We start from the raw sequence: 16702 nt of genomic DNA on the forward strand, positions 1-16702 counted from the left end.
TCCTCCACCGTCAAGCCGCTGAGAACCGGTAGATCGACCGGTGCGAATAGACGTCGCCTGGGTCTAGCCGGCATGAGGGGTAATCCTGCCGGTTCGGCGCGTTCGGGAAGCCCTGGGGCTCAAGGCAAAGCGCGTCCGATTGGCGGTGAAGCCGGCCGCCTTTGCCGCGGGCCGTGCCGTCAAGGTAATTCCCGGAATAGAGCTGGAGGCCCGGCTGGTCGGTGAGGAGGTCGAGGGCACGACCGGATACGGGATCTTCCAGACGCGCGGCGAGGCGCACCACGCCGGGCTGGGTGGTCCTCAGGCGAAAGGTGTGGTCGTAGCCGCGCCCGAGCAGAAGCTGCTCATGATCTTCGCGAATGCGTTCGCCGACCGGCCGAGGTGACCGGAAGTCGAACGGCGTCCCATCCACCGGCGCAGGCGGACCGAGAGGGATCGTACCTGCGTCCACCGGCAGATATTGATCGGCGTGGAGCGTCAGCCGATGGTTCAGCACGTCGCCCGACGCTTCTCCGGCCAAATTGAAGAAGCTGTGATGGGTGAGATTGATCACCGTCGGCCGGGCAGTCGTCGCGGAATACTCGACCGTGAGCTCGCGTGGCCCCGAGACGCGATAGGTCACCCTCACGTCCAGCGTTCCGGGATAACCCTCTTCGCCGTCGGGGCTGATGCGCGAGAGCGTGACGAACGGCTCGGGCTGCGACCCGAGCGCCTCGACGCTCCAAATCTGCCGGTCGAACCCCTCATCGCCGCCATGGAGCGCATGCGAGCGATCGTTGCAGATCAGTGCGTGAACCTGTCCGTCAATGGCAAAGCGACCATGCGCGATGCGGCCAGCGAACCGACCGATCGTGGCGCCGAAGAAACTGCGGTCCCGGTAGTAGCCGGCGGCGCTATCGTGGCCGAGCACGACATCGGCGAGACGCCCCTCCGTGTCCGGCACCAATAGTGTCTGAAGGCCGGCGCCATAGGTGATGACACGCGCCTGGAAGCCATCCTCGCCATAGAGGCGCAGAATCTCAACCACCCGCCCGCCGGGCAGTCGGCCGAACACATCGCGTTCGAGCGCCGGTTGGCGATCAGTCATCTGGAGGACGGGCGCGTTCATGCCGCTTCCTCAACGAAGGCTTCGACGGTCTTGCGCCGGCCGAGCATGAAGGCATCCGCGACGTGCGCCAGTGGCGTCAGGTCGACGTCCGACTGGCCGGTGCGGATGAGATCGACGAACCGCCGGTAGATGCCGCGGTATTCGGCATCCTCTCCGTCGACTAGGATTCGACCGTCGTGGAACAGACGGGCTCCTCCGGAGGACAAAGTCAGCCGCCCCTGGTCCGTGTCCACATGGATGTCCCAGGTTTGGGGGCCGGTCTGGAGGAAGTCGAACTCGGCCCGGATCAGCGTTCCCGCCTCGTCCGAAAAGTCGAGATCGGCCGCGATCGGCGCCGCGCAGTTCTCCGGAAACCGCAGTTCCGCAGCGGTGAGAAATATCGGCTGCGGCAGAATACGCGTCAGAATGGACAGAGCATTGATGCCGGGGTCGAACACGCCGAGCCCGCCCGGCTCCCATATCCAGGTCTGGCCAGGATGCCAGACGCGCACATCCTCCTTCCACTCAATCCGGACCGAACGGATTTCCCGCTCCGCAAGGAAGATGCGCGCCGGCTCGACACCAGCAGCGAAGCGCGAATGCCACGTCGCGAAGAGCGTGCGCTTGCCGATTTCGGCGGCGGCGATCAGGACCGGCAGTTCGGAAACGCTGGCGCCCGGCGGCTTTTCCAGCAGCACATGCTTGCCTGCTCTCAGCGCCGAGGCGGCCTGTGCCCGCCGCACCTGGGGAGGAGTGCAGAGAGCGACCGCGTCCACTTCCGGCGCGCCGGCCAAGAGGTCGTCGATCGTGGCGAAGTGCGCCACAGCACCGAGCTTGGCGTTCCGGCTGGCGATTGCCGTGAGCTCGATTCCTTCCGTGGCTGCGATCGCCGGAATGTGCTGGTCGCGGGCGATCTTTCCGAGACCGACGATGGCGAGACGAATATCACCCATGGTCAGTCCTCCCCGAAACGCCGTCGACGAGCCGCCGCAGGCCCAGAGGATTTGCCGCTTTCAAAGCCTCCGGCAGAAGGTCGTCAGAGAGGTCCTGATAGCAGACCGGCCTGAGGAAGCGCCGGATCGCCAGCGTGCCGACTGAGGTCGAACGGGGATCGGAGGTGGCAGGAAACGGCCCGCCATGCACCATCGCCTGTCCGACTTCGACACCGGTCGGCCATCCATTGGCGAGCACCCGGCCGGCGCGTTCCTCCAGCAATGGCAACAGGCGGCGCGCGAGCGCGTGGTCACCGGCATCGATGTGGATCGTCGCCGTCAGCTGACCTTCGAGTCGTTCGGCTGCCTGAATCATCTCGGCCTCGTCCGCGCAGCGCACGATGATCGAGGAGGCGCCGAACACCTCGCCCGCCAGGGCGTGGTCGCCGATAAACGTCTTCGCATCCGTCGCGAACAGCGCCGCGCGGCACATATTCGCGCCCTCCCCTGGCAAACCACGGGCAAGAAGCTCCGTGCTCGAATGCTTTTCGAGTTCAGCGACACTCCTGCCGAAAGCCTGATGGATGCCCGGCGTCAGCATGGTTGCGGCGTTGATCTCGCCGAGAGCCGCCCTAGCTGCAGCGATGAAGCGATCAAGCGCAGGCCCGTCGAGAGCGATGACGAGGCCAGGATTGGTGCAGAACTGCCCTGCCCCCAGAACAAGCGAACCTACGAATGCCCTGCCAAGCGTCTCCGCCCGCGCGTCAAGCGCGCTCGGCAGCAGAAAGACCGGGTTGATGCTGCTCATCTCGGCATAGACCGGTATCGGCACAGGCCTCGCCGCGGCGATGCGCATCAGCGCGAGGCCGCCCGCCCGAGAACCGGTGAAGCCCACGGCCATAATGCGTGGATCGGCTACCAGCGCTCCACCAAGCTCATTCGACGTACCAGTCAGAAGCGAGAATACGCCCTCGGGAAGGCCAGACTGGGCCACGGCCTCGCGGATCGCGCGCCCGACCAGCTCCGACGTGCCCGGGTGTGCCGGATGTCCCTTGACGACGACTGGGCAGCCGGCGGCGAGCGCCGAGGCCGTGTCTCCGCCCGCCACGGAAAAGGCGAGCGGAAAATTGCTGGCGCCGAATACCGCAACCGGGCCTATGCCGACGTGGCGCAGGCGCAGATCGGGACGTGGCAATGGCTTCCGGTCTGGCAACGCCGTGTCGATTCGCGCCTCGACCCAATCGCCGCCGCGCACCATCTGGGCGAACAGGCGCAATTGCCCGGTCGTGCGTGCCCCTTCGCCGTTGAGCCGCCCCTTCGGCAGGGCCGTCTCGCTCATCGCCCGGCTGATCAATGTGTCGCCGAGCGCCTCGATCCTGTCGGCGATGTTTTCGAGAAACCGCGCGCGCTCCTCGGGCTGCGTTTCGCGGAAGGTCGGGAACGCAGCGGCGGCCAGCGCGGCTGCACGTTCGACCTCGCCCGGACCGGCATCGGCGAAGACCGGTTCGATTGCCTCTCCGCGGGCTGGATCGATCGCGCGGAAGCCTGCCTTCGCCGGAACGTCGCGAGCACCGATCAAGAGATCGCCTGTGATCGTCATGTCCACCTCAATACCAAGGGATCGAGACGCCGCGCGGTCTCGATCAAACCGGCGCGGGTTGCCGGGTGGAGCGGCTGCAGCGGGTGACGTACCGCTTCGGATGCGATCACACCCCCCTCCTTCATCAGCACCTTGCAGGTTGAGAGGCCGCACTGGCGGTTCTCGTAATTGATCAGCGGCAGCCAGCGCTGATAGGCGGCGAAGGCGTCGTCGCGACGACCCTCAAAGAAGGAGTCGGTGATCTCTCGAATGCCGTCCGGATAGCCGCCGCCGGTCATCGCTCCGGTCGCCCCGGCTTCGAGATCGGAGATCAGCGTAATCGCCTCTTCGCCGTCCCAGGGCCCTTCTATGTCCTCGCCGCCGATCTCGATCAGGGTCCTGAGCTTGGCAGCCGCCTGTGGCACCTCGATTTTGAAATAGGAAAGGTTGTCGATCTCCCGCGCCATCCTCGCGAGGAACGGCGCCGACAAAGGCGTGCCGGCAACAGGCGCGTCCTGCACCATGATCGGAATGGAGATCGCATCGGAGATGCGGCGGAAGAACTCGTAGATGCCGTCTTCGGGCACGCGGATCGTGGCGCCGTGATAGGGCGGCATGATCATCACCATGGCGGCCCCCGCCTCCTGCGCCCGGCGAGACCGCTCCGCACAGACCGCGCTCGAGAAATGAGTGGTGGTGACGATGACTGGCACGCGCCCAGCCACGTGCTCGAGCGCGGTTCTCATCACGAGGTCGCGCTCGGCGTCGCTGAGCACGAACTGCTCCGAGAAATTGGCGAGGACGCAGATGCCCTGCGAGCCCGCATCGATCATGAAGTCGAGGGCCCGCTTCTGCCCGTCGAGATCGAGTTCGCCATGGTCGTCGAAGACGGTGGGCGCCACTGGGAACACGCCCTTGAATGGTCGGCGCGCAGTCATCTGGCGGCGGCTCCTTCGCCATCCACCCCCTGGCGGCGGAGTCCGTTGAAGATCACGTCGGTCATCGCCGCGCCTGCCAGTTCCGGCGAGCGTTGGGCGATCGCCTCGACGATCCGCGAATGCGCGGCGATCGCGATCTCTCGCTCCACGTCCTCAACCGGAGCGCTGAGCAGGAACGAGGCTCGAAGCGCCGCCTCTATGACCGCGCCGATCGAGCGCATGAACGGATTGTCCGAGGCGTTGGCGATAGCGATATGCAGGCGGAGGTCGGCCTCAGCGAACGCCACCGAATAAGGATCCGCCTCGCGCATTTCCTGCATCGCCGCTTCGATCAGCGCCAGCGCCTCGGGAGTACGCCGTTCGGCTGCGAGCGCGGCCGAACGCGGCTCCACCGCGAGGCGAATATCGGCGAGATCGCGCAGGAAGCGGCGGTCGATGCCGGCGTCAAGGTGCCAGGCCAGCACGTCGGGATCGAACATGTTCCATGCGGAACGCTCCCGCACCACCGTGCCGACCTTCGCCTTGGTGCTGAGCAGGCCCTTTGCCACCAGCGTCTTGACGCTTTCCCGGACGACGGGTCGCGAGACACCGAACTGAGCAGTGAACTCCGCATCGCCGGGCAGTTTGCCGTGCTCGGGATAGCGCCCGGCGATGATGTCGATGCCGATCTGGCGGGCGATCTCCGCGTGGTTCGAGCGAGCGCGGCCGACGGGAATGACGATGAGCTGCGTGTTCACCAGCGGCCTCGCGCATCCAGGGCGTGGCGCGTGGATGTGGAACGGTCTGCAGCAAGCTCGTGAAGTCCGAGAGACGAAGATGTGTTCGCCCTCGGCAGCGTTGCCGTTCGACTCATGGCCGGCCTCCCTTTTCACCGCCGTCTTCTGATGGACGGTCGGTCCCGCTTCAGCAGCATCCAATAGTCATATTATATAGCTATTGAGATGAGCAAGGGATTTAATCGAATGCCAGCCACTGTCCTTGTTTCGACGACTGGACTGCGCGTTCGATGAAGCGCACGCCGCGAGCGCCGTCCTGAACAGTCGGATAATCGGCTTCGATGGGATCGGCGGTGCCGGCGGATTCTTTCGCTTTGATAGCGGCGAAGACGCCGCGATAGATGTTCGCAAACGCTTCGATAAATCCTTCTGGATGACCAGCCGGGATGCGGCTTGCCCTCTTCGCCGAGGCGCTCAGCCAGGGCGAACCGCGCGTCAGTACGATCTTCGGGCCATCATGCCGGTGATGGATCAGCCGGCTGGGCCGTTCCTGCCGCCACTCCAGCGTTCCCAGTGTTCCCGACACGTGAAGACGGAGATCGTTTTCGAGACCGGTATTGATCTGCGAGGCGACCAGCACGCCGCGAGCCCCACCTCGAAAGCGCAGCAACATATTGGCGTCGTCATCGAGGGCTCGGCCGGGAACCAATGCGCCCAGATCAGCGACGAGCGACTCGATTTCGAGCCCGGTCACGGCCGAGACGAGGTTCTCGGCATGGGATCCGATATCGCCGATCGCGCCGCCGATGCCGCTCATCGCCGGGTCGGTGCGCCAGCTCGCCTGCTTCTGCCCTTCCCGCTCCAGCGCGGTGGCTAGCCAGCCCTGATTATATTCGACAACGATCTTCCGCACCGTACCGATCGTGCCGTCGCGCACCATGTCGCGCGCCTGACGGACCATGGGATAACCCGTATAGTTGTAGGTGACGCCGAACACGCTTCCCTGATCCGCGACGGCTTGGACGAGAGTCTCCGCCTGCTCCGAGGACTGCACCAACGGCTTGTCACAGACGACATGAAAGCCTGCGGTGACGAATGCTTCAGCAATCGAAAAATGTGTGTCGGTCGGCGTGACGATCGTGACGAAATCGACGCGTTCGTCGGAGGGACGCCGTAGTTCGTCGTCGAGCAGCGCTCGCCAATCGCCATGATTGCGCGCGGGTGGAAGGCCGAGCATGCGGCCGGATTCCAGCGCGCGTTCGGGCGTCGACGAGAGGGCTCCGGCCGTGAATTCGGCCATGCCGTCCAGCGCAATCGCATGCCGGTGCACCGCCCCGATGAAGGCATCGCGCCCACCACCGATCATCGCATAGCGCAGCTTGCGCGGGGATTCCTCGCTCATGATCTTATCCGTGGGGAAAGCGGCCGCCGCCATCGCGGCGACCGTTGCGGGAGAGCGCCGGCTCAGAACGGCGAGTCGGGATAGTAGAAGTCCTTGGCGTTGCCCTTATCGATCAGCACCGAGGGAATGATCGTCGTCGGCGGCAGCTTCTCGCCCTTCAGCCGCGCCTCGGCGGTCAGCTTGATCGCGTCGTAGATGAATTTCGGCGAATAGCTGACATTGGCCTCGATCCGTGGATCGGACCCGTCGAGGATCACCTTCACCATGTCCTTCGCGCCGGCGCCGCCGAAGATCAGCTTGATGTCCTTGCGGCCAGCCTGGTTGATCGCACGCATGGCACCGAACGCCATGTCGTCGTCGGCCGCCCAGAACGCATCGATCTCCTTGAAGCGCGTCAGGAAGTCCTGTGTGACCTTGAAGGCGTCGTCCCGGTTCCAGTTTCCATACTTGGCATCAAGCAGTTTGACGTCGGGATGCGCCTTCAGGACGGCTGTGAAGGCATCCATGCGTTCGTTGTCGAGCGTCGTCGGGATGCCGCGCAGGGCGACGACGTTGCCTTTGCCGTTGAGCTTCTTGACGATGTACTCGGCGGGAATTCGGCCGAACGCGGTGTTGTCGCCAGCGACATAGGCGTCCTGCGCACTCGTATCGGTCAGGCCGCGATCGACCACGGTGACGTAGGCGCCCTTCGCCTTCACGTTTGCGACCGGCTTCGTCAGCGCGGCCGACTCGAAGGGGAAGACCACGAGCGCGTTGATCTTGTTGACCGTGCTCAGATCCTGAAGCTGGTTCGCCTGCTCGGTTGCGTTCGCGGCCGTCCTGATGGTGATCTTCAGGTCCTTGTGCTGCGCCTCGAGATTCTTCTTCGCCTGGTTCGCCCAGTAGTTGATGCCGCCCATGAAGCTGTGGGTGGCGGCCGGGATCGACACGCCGAGATTGACGGTCTCTGCCGCGAGTGAGGGCGACGCGCCCACGGCCGCGAAGGCGACGGCCGCGACCGCCGACTTCAGCATGTCACGCCGGTTCGTTTCTGACATTTCATTACCTCCCTGTTGGCGGGTCGCTCTAACGGCGCCCCTTCTGCAAATACGCGACGGCGATGATGACGAAGCCCTGCACGGCGGCATTCAGGTAGACGCTGATGATGCTCGTGAGATTGAGGATGTTGCTGATCACCGAGAGCAGGATCGCGCCGACCACCGTTCCGGTGATGCTGCCTTGGCCGCCCTTGAGCGCCGCGCCGCCGACGATGACGGATGCGATCGCCTCCAGTTCCCACAAAAGTCCGGTCGTCGGCGAGGCCGAGCCGAGACGCGGGACATAGAGCAGCGTCGCGATGCCGACGCAGGCGCCGAGCAGCATGTAGGTCAGTATCTTGATGCGATCGACGTCGACGGCGGCATAGCGGGCGACCGCCTCGTTGGAGCCGATCGCCTGAACGTAGCGTCCATAGGCGGTCTTGTTGAGAATCAGAGCGCCGACCAGCGCGACCATGAGAAACACCCAGACCGGCACCGGAACGCCGAGCCAGCTGCCGTAGTAGACCGGCGCGTAGAGATCCGCGGTATCGTTGGCGAGGGTCAGCGCACCGCCATCCGCGAAATAGGTCAGATAGGCACGAAAAATGCCGAGTGTGCCGAGCGTGACGATGAAGGGTTCGATCCGCCCTTTCGCGATCAGAACGCCGTGGATCAGCCCGAAAGCCGCTCCGAGGACGACGGCCAGCGCCGCGCCGAGCAGCACCGCCAGAAGCGGCGATCCGAGCGCCGGTCCTGCCCAGTTGATGAACATGATCACGCAGCCAGCGATCAACGCGGCCATCGACCCGACCGAGAGGTCGATGCCTCCGAGAATGATCACGAAACACATGCCGACCGCGATGATGCCGATGAAGGCCGTGCGCGTCAGGACGTTCGTCAGGTTGTCGACCGTGGCGAAGTCGCTGTTGAGCGCCGTCCCGACCGCGCAGAGGAGAATCAGCCCGAGGACCGGCCCCAGGCTTGCCAACCGCTCGGAGAGGGATGACTTCGCGTTGGCACTCCGGCGTCCGGCCTTGCCCACGCTGGTCGTGCTGGTGTTGATGTCAGGCTGCGACATGCCGCGTCCCCGTGGCGTAAGCGATCATGGTTTCTTCATTCAGCTCTTCACCCGAAAGCGTCGCGACGATCCGGCCCGCGCGCATGACGGCGACCCGATTTGCGAGCCCGATCAGCTCGATTAGCTCGGACGAGATGACGATCACCGCCAGGCCCTGCTGGGCCAGCCGATGGATCAAGAAATAGATTTCGCGCTTGGCGCCGACGTCGACGCCGCGCGTCGGCTCATCGAGAACGACGACCTTCGGTTCGGGATGGAGCACCTTGGCGAGCGCAAGCTTCTGCTGATTGCCGCCCGACAATGATGATGCCTTGACCGAGAGCGATCCGGCGCGGATGCCGAATTCGTCGACCGCGCCTTCGAGCGCCCGTCTCTCCGCCGACGGGTCGAGCCAGGGTTTCGCATAACGCTCGAGCGCCATCAGGGTCAGGTTTGGACCGAGCGGGAAATCGACATGCAGGCCTTTGCCTTTGCGGTCCTCGCTCAGATAGGTGAGTCCGTATTTGGCTGCGTCGCGCAGCGAGCGGAACTTTACCGCCCTCCCCTGCAGCTCGATTGTTCCGCTCGCCGGGCGCAATCCGAGAATGCCCTCGAACAACTCGGTGCGGCCTGCCCCAACGAGCCCGGCGAAGCCGAGGATTTCGCCGGGACGGACCTCGAAGCTGGCCTCATACGCCCAGCCGGGAACGCTGACTTTGCGGACGCCAAGAGCCGGAGCGCGGGTTTCATCCACCGTCAGACGGGGCGGGAACTGATCGGCGATCTCGCGGCCGACCATCATCGTGGCCATCGCATGGCGCGTGACCGTATGCGTCGGCGCGCGGCCGACGAACCGCCCGTCTCGCATGACGATCACCTCGTCGGTGATCCGCTCCACCTCGTCGAGCTTGTGCGAGATGTAGATCACGGTCACGCCATCTGCGCGCATTCGCGCGATCAGAGCGAAGAGCCTGGCGGCCTCGGACGGTGTCAGGGTCGCCGTCGGCTCGTCCATGATCAGGAGCCGCGCGCGACGCGCCACCGCCTTCGCGATTTCGACGAGCTGCTTCTCCGCGACGATCAGGCGGCGAACGGGAGTCGCCGGATCGATGTCGAGCCCGACCTGCCGCATCGCCGCGAGTGCGCCTTCCCGCATCGCCGCCTCGTTCAGGAACCAGCCCCTCTTCTTTTCGTGGCCGAGGAAGATGTTGCCGGCGACGGTGAGGTCTTCGGCCAGGTTGAACTCCTGATGGATCAGCACGATTCCGAGCGTCTCGGCATCGCGGGAAGTTCTGAACGAGACCGGCTCGCCATTGATCAGCACGCTGCCCGCGCTCGGCGCCTCATAGCCCGCGAGGATCTTCATCAGCGTCGACTTGCCGGCGCCGTTCTCGCCGAGCAGGCCATAGACGCGGCCGGGCTCCAGCGCGAAGCTCACCCCGTGCAGCACCTCGACGGGGCCGAAGCGCTTGACGATGCCGTCGAAGGCAACTGAGACGCCGGCTAGGCTCTGTGCCGTGTCGGTCATACGGCGACACTCCCGATACGCAGCGCCTCGCGCATGGCCAGGACACCTGCCCCGATCAAGCCCTCCTCGTTGCGGAGCGGGGCGTAGGTGATTTCGAGATGACGCGTCGACAGCGCCAGGGAGCGCTGGCTCACGCTCTGCCGGATCGCTGCAAGGAACATCGGCCCGATACCAGATACGCCACCGCCGACGAAGACGTGTGAGGGATTGTAAAAGTTGACGAGCGCCGCGAGCATCTGACCGATCAGATGCCCGGACCGCGCGATGATCGCGTCGGAGGCGGCATCGCCGGCGCGGCTCGCCGCCCCCACATCGATCGCTTCCAACCGGCCCTTCGCCTTGAGCTTCTCCGCGAGAATGGGGCTCCGGCCGGACTGAGCAGCCTCCACGGCCATCTCGACGATTGCCGGTGCCGCCGCCATCGCCTCGACGCAGCCTCTGTTGCCGCAGCGGCACACCGGGCCCTCGGGATCGACGCAGATATGCCCGATATCCCCGGCCGAGCCGCTCGCCCCGCGATAAAGCTCACCATGACAGACGATACCGCAGCCTATTCCCGTCCCGACCTTGATGATGAGGAAGTCCTGGATCTGCCGGTGCTGGCGCCACAGCACGCCGAGCGCCATCAGATTCACATCGTTGTCAACGAAGACGGGCGCCGACGTCACTTCGCGAATGTCGTCGCGGATGGAGAAACTGTCCCAGCCCGGCATCAATGGCGGATTGACGAGCTGGCCGACCGCGAAGTTCACCGGCCCCGGCACGCCGATGCCAACCGAGAGCACGTCTTCGGGCGCAATGCCGTTCTCTGCCAGCATGGCCGGGATCAGCGTACGGAGCCGCGACATGATCGGTCCCGGGCCGAGTTGGACGTCGGCGGTTTGTGAGTGCTTGGCGACGACGCTGAGGTCCGGGCGGAGCAGAGCAAGATCAAGGCTTGTCGCGCCGATGTCGACGCCGATCACCACGCCCATCTGAGAATCGATACGGAGGGTCTCGGGCCGCCGGCCGCCTCGCGACAGTTGGAGGCCAACCTCATCCAGGAGGCCCTGTTCAAGCAGCCCGGCGGCGAGCGCATTGGTCTTGCTGCGCGAGAACTCGAGCGTGTCCGATAATTCGTGGCGCGCACAGCCGCCCGACCAGAAGATCGCATTGAGCATCGCGAGCTCGCCCGGGCTTACATGATGCCACGGCAGCGCGATCTTAGCCTCCCGAGCGTTTCCCTAGGGCCTTATTCGGCCGCTCTGAATCCAAGGCTAGGCGAAGAAACTGCCGCCGCTCAAGGCCGAACTTCGGCCTGCACCGAGCTGAAGTGGAGTTGAAGCGCGTTTGGCTTCGGCCATTCGCTGAAGGCTGGACGAAGCGCTCGACCTTGCGGCAACGTCGGACGATCCAATCCGCAGAAGGCCGTCACAAATGCCCGCGACGATAAATGGTCCCGCGATTTTCCTTGCCCAGTTCGCCAGCGATGTCGCCCCCTTTTCGTCATGGCCGGAGATCACGAAATGGGCTGCCGGTCTGGGCTATCGCGGCGTCCAGCTGCCGGCCTCGGACACGCGCTTTTTCGATCTCGCCGAGGCCGCCAATTCGCAGACCTATTGCGATGAGATCGCGGGGACCGCTCGGGAGAACGGTGTGGAGATCACCGAGCTTTCGACCCATCTTCTCGGCCAGCTCGTCGCCGTCCATCCCGCCTACGATGCCGCCTTCGATGCTTTCGCTCCAGGAGAGGTGCACGGCAAGCCGAGCGAGCGTCAGAAGTGGGCGGTGGAGCAGATGCTGTTCGCCGCCAGAGCCTCGCGACGGCTTGGCCTGACCGGCAGCGTCAGCTTCACCGGGGCGCTCGCATGGCCCTTCGTCTATCCCTGGCCGCAGCGGCCTCCCGGTCTGGCCGAGGAGGCCTTTGCGGAACTTGCGCGCCGCTGGCGACCGATCCTCGACGCTTACGATGCCGAGGGTGTCGATATCGGCTTCGAGATCCATCCGGGTGAGGATGTCTTCGACGGCGCCACCTTCGAGCTATTCCTCGAACGATTGGGCGGACATCCGCGCTGCCGGATTAATTATGATCCGTCGCATTTCGTCCTGCAGCAGCTCGACTACCTCTCCTTCATCGACATCTACCACGAGCGGATCAGCGCCTTCCACGTGAAGGATGCCGAGTTCCGCCCGACCGGCCGCCAGGGCGTCTATTCGGGCTATGCGCCCTGGATCGATCGTGCCGGTCGCTTCCGCTCGCCCGGCGACGGACAGGTCGACTTCAAGGCCGTCTTCTCGAAACTGACGCAGTACGGCTTCGCAGGCTGGGCGGTGCTCGAATGGGAATGCGCGCTGAAGCACCCCGAAGACGGCGCCCGCGAAGGCGCCCGTTTCATCGCCGACCACATCATTCGCGTGACCGAAACGGCCTTCGATGACTTCGCCGGCGGCGCGAAGGATACGAATCTCGCCCGGCGGATGCTTGGTCTCTCGTGAGAACGGCCACGCCCGCGGATGCCGCCGGATTAGGTCGCTCATCCCCGGCTGATCGTCAGATCTGCAGCCGAAGCCGCGTGATCCGGCAGACCGGCATAGCCATGCCAGCCGACATAAAGTCCGACACCCACGAGCAGAACGCCTGAGAAATAGGGCGCGCGCCGGGCGAAAGTCGAGAACCAGCTGATTCGTTGTGTCGCGTGGCGGACACCGACCGCCGCGGCTGCTCCGACGAGGACCAGCGTCACGGCCAAGCCGATCGAGAAGCAGAGAACCAGAACCGCGCCGAGCGGAATTTCCTTCAGCTGCAGGCAGAGAAGCAGGACGGTGATGGCAGCGGGACATGGGATCAGTCCGCCGGTTAGGCCGAAGAGCACGATCTGCCAATTGGTGACATTGCGCTGCCCAGCGAAGCGCTTGCGGATGTCGTTGGCATGCGCGAGTTCGTGGGCGTCCTGGTAGCCGTCCGTGCCGATTTCCAGTCCCCTCATCTCCTCATGGAGATGATCGGATCCCGCGGTGCTCTCAAGGAACGAAACATCGAAGTCGTGTGAGTGGTCCTTGTGGCCCAGGACGAGGCGGACCATGAAGTCATGGGGCTCCGGAATTACTTCGACGCTCTCGATATAGCTACCGGCCTCGCGGAAGGTGAAAGTCTGCTCGCGGCCGTCCGGGCGCTCGGTCTTCAGCGTGACTTCTCCGGCCGTCCAAGGCTTGCCGCGCTCGGGGGAGAAGCGCCAGCGGGCCCCGGCGGCATCTTCGTGCAGCACCAGCTTGTGGAGACCGTGGCCGGTATCGATCATCCGGACATCGTCATGGTGGTGATCGTGACCATGCGAGTGGTCATGATCGTGATCGTGGTGCCCGTGCGAATGGTCGGCGGCGGCCTTGGCAGCCTGCTGGTCCTGCCAGGTCCGCTGGATCATCCATAGCGCCATGCCGATGATGATCACCCCGGACACCAGCTGCAGGTACGGCTCGACCTTTTCAGCATCGAGGCCCTGATAGAGATACATGCCGCCGAGTGCGATCGTCCAAACCACAATCGTATGGGAAACGGTCGCGGCAATACCGAGCATCACTGCCTGGGCGATCGTTCCCCGGATCGCGATGATGAACGCGGCCATCATTGTCTTCGAGTGACCGGGCTCCAGCCCATGCAAGGCGCCCAGCAGGATTGCGCTGGGTATGAACAGCCAGGCGTTACCGGCGCCCTGCTGGATCAGTTCCTCAAATGACGGCATGTGTCAGCCTCACAGGTATTTGGTGATTTCCTTGAACTCATCGATCGGCGCGCGTTGATCGCGCGGCAGGGCTCCGATCGTCTCTTCGAGGCAATGATCGAGATGGTCCTGGATCAAGGTTCTCTTGGCCTGGCCGATGGCTTTCTCGACCGCGTGAAGCTGCTGGGCGATGTCGAGGCAGGAACGGCCATTCTCGATCATCGCCACCACCGTTTTCAGGTGGCCCTGCGCCCGCTTGAGGCGCTTGGCGACAGCTTCGTGATGTTGATGAGGTTCGTTCATTTCCTATCCTCCAGGAGGGGATACAGATAGGCAAAAAATTGGGTGGCCGCCATAGTCATCGTCGCTGATCAGGATTGAGTGAGGCGGCGGGCGAAGAGACGGCCATAGCCGGGCTTTGCGCCATCGACTCCCGTCAGTTCCAGGCAGTGCCAGAACGAGGCCTGGACCGCCGAGATCACCGGCTTGCCGAGCTTGTCCTCCAGCGCTTCGATGGCTCCGACGCTGCGGAAGTTCGTGCAGCTGATGAAGATCGCGCTGGCGTCCGGATGATCGACGGACAGCACGTGGTCGTAGACCTTCTCCAGCGGAACCTCGGCGAGAGCGTGATCGCTGTTGATCCCGAGATTGCCGTGCCGGACGACCTCGTGGCCGTTTTCTTCCAGGAAACGGATCGCGCGCTGGTGAATCTCGTCAACGTAGGGAGTCGCGAGCGCGACCTTGCCGGCTCCGACTTCGGCGAGAGCCGCAAGAGATGCCGTCGATGCGGTGGTGATCTTCGGGCCTGGCGCCCATTCGACGATCTTGGCGGTGAGTGCCTTGTCATAGGCTGTGCCGCGCAGGAACGAGGCACTGGTGCCGCCGAAGCAGAGGACGTCGATTGGCGCGGAGCCGACGAGGCGCGCCGACTGCTCCAGCATCGGATGGGCCATCATCTCCTCGATCCCCTCGATGGTGACCTTGGGGAGATGGATGCGGGTCGTATGGATCGACACGCCCTCCGCCGCCATCGCCCACATCTCCGCTTCCATCACGACGCTCGATGCGATGTAGATCAGTCCGATCCGCGCCTTGTAGCCATCACCGTCTGGACGAAACTTCGGGGCAATCGCGGACATGTAAACTCCGGCTGAACTGCGCGGAGCATAGATTTCGAATCCGGCCAGACCAACCGGGCCGCTCGCCATTATTGTTCGATGCACTGCATCGGAAAGTACGATTCATCGCTTTCTCCGAGCGCGCCTAATCTTGCATCGACGACAGCGCGTCAGGACATCACATGGCAACCACGCAGAAGATTCTTTTCATCAACGGCCCCAACGCAAACCTCTACGGCCTCGATCCGAGCGGCACCTACGGCACCGAGAGCTTTCCCGCGATCAAGGAGCGCTGCGAAGCGCGGGCTGCCTCCCTGGGGCTGGAACTCGATTTCCGGCAATCGAACTACGAGGGCGAGATCGTCGACTGGATCCAGCAGGCGCGCGGAACGACAGCGGGCATCGTCATCAACGCCGCCGGCCTCACCTACACCTCGATCGCGATCCTCGACGCGCTGCTGGCCTATGAAGGGCCGATCATCGAGGCGCACATGAGCAATATCTGGAAGCGCGAGCCGTTCCGGCACAAATCCTTCGTGTCGAAGGCGGCGACGGGCGTCGTCGCCGGCCTCGGCGCCCTTGGATACGAACTGGCGCTGCTGGCGATTGCCGATCTGACCGGAACGCGTCCCCTCCCCGCTCCCTAGCCAGCTTTTGCGAATGCGGGTTTGAGTGCATCGCCGCCGGCCGCGAACGCCGACCGTAGATGGGTCGCGAACGCCTCCACCGCAGGACGCTGCATCTGCCGCTTCAGCGACAGGATCATCAGCTGGATCGGCTCCGGATCGCCGGCGATGCGCACGGCGGCGACCCGGCCGCCGTCATGCGTGTAGGTGGTTCGTGGTACGAGATTGGTGATCGTGTATCCCCGCCCGTGACCGACGAGGCCGCGCGCCAGCTCATAGGCTCGCGAGCGGAACGCGATGCGCGGCTCGATGCCTCGGGCGTGGAACAGGCCGACGAAGTAGTCGCGCGAATACGGCAGATCGAGCATGACGAAATCCTCGTCGACCAATTCGGAGAGGTGAACCTCCGAACGTCCGGCGAAAGGATGGTCGGCGTGCAGGATTGCGTAGGGAGGCAGTTCCGCCAGAAGCTCGCCCTGCACTTCGTCCGGAATGGCGAGTCTATAGGCAAGCGCCATCTCGGTGCGGCCGGACATCAACGTCTCCAGGATGTGCTGCTGGTCGCCCTCGTCCAGGCTGACCGAAATGCCCGGGTGCTTTTCGGCGAATGTCGACAGCAAGCGAGGCATGACATGGGTGGCGATCGTCCAGAAGCAGCCGACAGAGATCTCTCCCCTCACCTCGTCGCCCAGCGACTGCGCGGTCGTCGCGAAATCGCGGGCGTGGTTCAGGAGAGCCCGCGCGTCATTGACGATGCGATTGCCGGCCGCGGTTGGCGTCACGCCGCGAGCGTGGTGGCGGACGAATATCTGCACGCCGAGTTCCGCCTCGACCTGTGCCAGAGCAGCCGAGATCGACGGCTGGGAGACGTTCAGTTTCTTCGCTGCCTCGGTTAGGTTCCCGCAATCGGCGGTCGCCACGACGTAGCGCAGGGCACGGAGTGAGATGTTCATCGGCAATTCCTATGCCATTTAACGCATAATAATATTTTATTGATCTACG

The 16702-nt window shown here is 64.3% G+C and carries 16 protein-coding genes; 2 read left to right on the top strand and 14 right to left on the bottom strand.

Annotated features, from left to right (window positions below):
• Positions 1–10: 10 nt before the first annotated feature.
• From ACFPFW_RS11530 to ACFPFW_RS11575, 10 genes are all read right to left on the bottom strand, one after another.
• A complete protein-coding gene (locus ACFPFW_RS11530) occupies positions 11–1108 on the bottom strand; it encodes an aldose epimerase family protein (protein WP_379770789.1) in 1098 nt (365 codons plus the stop codon).
• Positions 1105–2040, bottom strand: a complete 936-nt coding sequence (locus ACFPFW_RS11535) for a Gfo/Idh/MocA family protein (RefSeq protein ID WP_114956157.1) — start codon at positions 2038–2040, stop codon at positions 1105–1107. Before ACFPFW_RS11535 ends, ACFPFW_RS11530 begins: the two co-directional genes overlap by 4 nt.
• Positions 2033–3619, bottom strand: coding sequence for an aldehyde dehydrogenase (NADP(+)) (locus ACFPFW_RS11540; RefSeq protein WP_114956156.1), 1587 nt, complete (start codon positions 3617–3619; stop codon positions 2033–2035). The genes ACFPFW_RS11535 and ACFPFW_RS11540 overlap by 8 nt, the downstream gene beginning before the upstream one ends.
• Entirely contained in the window at positions 3616–4536 is a 921-nt protein-coding gene (locus tag ACFPFW_RS11545) for a dihydrodipicolinate synthase family protein (RefSeq protein ID WP_114956155.1), read from the bottom strand. Before ACFPFW_RS11545 ends, ACFPFW_RS11540 begins: the two co-directional genes overlap by 4 nt.
• On the bottom strand, positions 4533–5276 hold the full coding sequence (locus ACFPFW_RS11550; protein ID WP_162799612.1) for a FadR/GntR family transcriptional regulator: 744 nt from the start codon (positions 5274–5276) through the stop codon (positions 4533–4535). Before ACFPFW_RS11550 ends, ACFPFW_RS11545 begins: the two co-directional genes overlap by 4 nt.
• Positions 5277–5490: 214 nt before the next feature.
• The gene (locus ACFPFW_RS11555) at positions 5491–6654 is read right to left on the bottom strand and encodes a Gfo/Idh/MocA family protein (RefSeq protein ID WP_114956208.1); all 1164 of its coding nucleotides are present in this window, start codon (positions 6652–6654) and stop codon (positions 5491–5493) included.
• Between the two features lie 62 nt (positions 6655–6716).
• Complete coding sequence (locus tag ACFPFW_RS11560) at positions 6717–7691, bottom strand: substrate-binding domain-containing protein (protein WP_379770794.1); 975 nt, start codon at positions 7689–7691, stop codon at positions 6717–6719.
• 28 nt (positions 7692–7719) lie between these two features.
• Positions 7720–8751, bottom strand: a complete 1032-nt coding sequence (locus ACFPFW_RS11565) for an ABC transporter permease (protein ID WP_114956153.1) — start codon at positions 8749–8751, stop codon at positions 7720–7722.
• Positions 8738–10258 carry a sugar ABC transporter ATP-binding protein gene (locus ACFPFW_RS11570; protein ID WP_114956152.1) on the bottom strand — a complete coding sequence of 507 codons (1521 nt, stop codon included), beginning with the start codon at positions 10256–10258 and terminating at the stop codon, positions 8738–8740. Before ACFPFW_RS11570 ends, ACFPFW_RS11565 begins: the two co-directional genes overlap by 14 nt.
• Positions 10255–11418, bottom strand: coding sequence for an ROK family protein (locus ACFPFW_RS11575; protein WP_114956151.1), 1164 nt, complete (start codon positions 11416–11418; stop codon positions 10255–10257). Before ACFPFW_RS11575 ends, ACFPFW_RS11570 begins: the two co-directional genes overlap by 4 nt.
• A 256-nt stretch (positions 11419–11674) precedes the next feature.
• Here ACFPFW_RS11575 and ACFPFW_RS11580 point away from each other — a divergent pair, with 256 nt between their 5' ends.
• Positions 11675–12733 (top strand): sugar phosphate isomerase/epimerase family protein, encoded by a 1059-nt coding sequence (locus ACFPFW_RS11580; protein WP_114956150.1) that lies wholly within the window; start codon positions 11675–11677, stop codon positions 12731–12733.
• A 38-nt stretch (positions 12734–12771) separates the two neighbouring features.
• Here the strand turns inward: ACFPFW_RS11580 and ACFPFW_RS11585 are convergent, their stop codons facing one another.
• The 3 genes from ACFPFW_RS11585 to ACFPFW_RS11595 form a co-directional block, all read right to left on the bottom strand.
• Positions 12772–13977 carry a nickel/cobalt efflux transporter gene (locus tag ACFPFW_RS11585; protein WP_114956149.1) on the bottom strand — a complete coding sequence of 402 codons (1206 nt, stop codon included), beginning with the start codon at positions 13975–13977 and terminating at the stop codon, positions 12772–12774.
• Positions 13978–13986: 9 nt separating this feature from the next.
• Entirely contained in the window at positions 13987–14259 is a 273-nt protein-coding gene (locus ACFPFW_RS11590; RefSeq protein WP_114956148.1) for a metal-sensing transcriptional repressor, read from the bottom strand.
• Between the two features lie 68 nt (positions 14260–14327).
• Complete coding sequence (locus ACFPFW_RS11595) at positions 14328–15095, bottom strand: maleate cis-trans isomerase family protein (protein ID WP_114956206.1); 768 nt, start codon at positions 15093–15095, stop codon at positions 14328–14330.
• A gap of 161 nt (positions 15096–15256) precedes the next feature.
• Here ACFPFW_RS11595 and ACFPFW_RS11600 point away from each other — a divergent pair, with 161 nt between their 5' ends.
• Positions 15257–15721 carry a type II 3-dehydroquinate dehydratase gene (locus tag ACFPFW_RS11600; protein WP_114956147.1) on the top strand — a complete coding sequence of 155 codons (465 nt, stop codon included), beginning with the start codon at positions 15257–15259 and terminating at the stop codon, positions 15719–15721.
• Here ACFPFW_RS11600 and ACFPFW_RS11605 read toward each other — a convergent pair.
• Complete coding sequence (locus ACFPFW_RS11605; protein WP_114956146.1) at positions 15718–16653, bottom strand: LysR substrate-binding domain-containing protein; 936 nt, start codon at positions 16651–16653, stop codon at positions 15718–15720. The genes ACFPFW_RS11600 and ACFPFW_RS11605 overlap by 4 nt on opposite strands.
• Between the last annotated feature and the right edge of the window lie 49 nt (positions 16654–16702).

Origin of the sequence: Flaviflagellibacter deserti, from assembly GCF_042652085.1 — a bacterium.
In the GTDB taxonomy this organism is placed as follows: Bacteria; Pseudomonadota; Alphaproteobacteria; order Rhizobiales; family Methylopilaceae; genus Flaviflagellibacter; species Flaviflagellibacter deserti.

What these genes read in the sequence shown, in the direction of transcription:
- ACFPFW_RS11535 (WP_114956157.1), bottom strand. Translation starts at nt 2,040, where the DNA reads ATGGGTGATATTCGTCTCGCCATCGTCGGTCTCGGAAAGATCGCCCGC.
- ACFPFW_RS11565 (WP_114956153.1), bottom strand. Translation starts at nt 8,751, where the DNA reads ATGTCGCAGCCTGACATCAACACCAGCACGACCAGCGTGGGCAAGGCC.
- ACFPFW_RS11605 (WP_114956146.1), bottom strand. Translation starts at nt 16,653, where the DNA reads ATGAACATCTCACTCCGTGCCCTGCGCTACGTCGTGGCGACCGCCGAT.
- ACFPFW_RS11530 (WP_379770789.1), bottom strand. Translation starts at nt 1,108, where the DNA reads ATGAACGCGCCCGTCCTCCAGATGACTGATCGCCAACCGGCGCTCGAA.
- ACFPFW_RS11580 (WP_114956150.1), top strand. Translation starts at nt 11,675, where the DNA reads ATGCCCGCGACGATAAATGGTCCCGCGATTTTCCTTGCCCAGTTCGCC.
- ACFPFW_RS11600 (WP_114956147.1), top strand. Translation starts at nt 15,257, where the DNA reads ATGGCAACCACGCAGAAGATTCTTTTCATCAACGGCCCCAACGCAAAC.
- ACFPFW_RS11540 (WP_114956156.1), bottom strand. Translation starts at nt 3,619, where the DNA reads ATGACGATCACAGGCGATCTCTTGATCGGTGCTCGCGACGTTCCGGCG.
- ACFPFW_RS11585 (WP_114956149.1), bottom strand. Translation starts at nt 13,977, where the DNA reads ATGCCGTCATTTGAGGAACTGATCCAGCAGGGCGCCGGTAACGCCTGG.
- ACFPFW_RS11555 (WP_114956208.1), bottom strand. Translation starts at nt 6,654, where the DNA reads ATGAGCGAGGAATCCCCGCGCAAGCTGCGCTATGCGATGATCGGTGGT.
- ACFPFW_RS11560 (WP_379770794.1), bottom strand. Translation starts at nt 7,691, where the DNA reads ATGTCAGAAACGAACCGGCGTGACATGCTGAAGTCGGCGGTCGCGGCC.
- ACFPFW_RS11545 (WP_114956155.1), bottom strand. Translation starts at nt 4,536, where the DNA reads ATGACTGCGCGCCGACCATTCAAGGGCGTGTTCCCAGTGGCGCCCACC.
- ACFPFW_RS11595 (WP_114956206.1), bottom strand. Translation starts at nt 15,095, where the DNA reads ATGTCCGCGATTGCCCCGAAGTTTCGTCCAGACGGTGATGGCTACAAG.
- ACFPFW_RS11575 (WP_114956151.1), bottom strand. Translation starts at nt 11,418, where the DNA reads ATGCTCAATGCGATCTTCTGGTCGGGCGGCTGTGCGCGCCACGAATTA.
- ACFPFW_RS11590 (WP_114956148.1), bottom strand. Translation starts at nt 14,259, where the DNA reads ATGAACGAACCTCATCAACATCACGAAGCTGTCGCCAAGCGCCTCAAG.
- ACFPFW_RS11570 (WP_114956152.1), bottom strand. Translation starts at nt 10,258, where the DNA reads ATGACCGACACGGCACAGAGCCTAGCCGGCGTCTCAGTTGCCTTCGAC.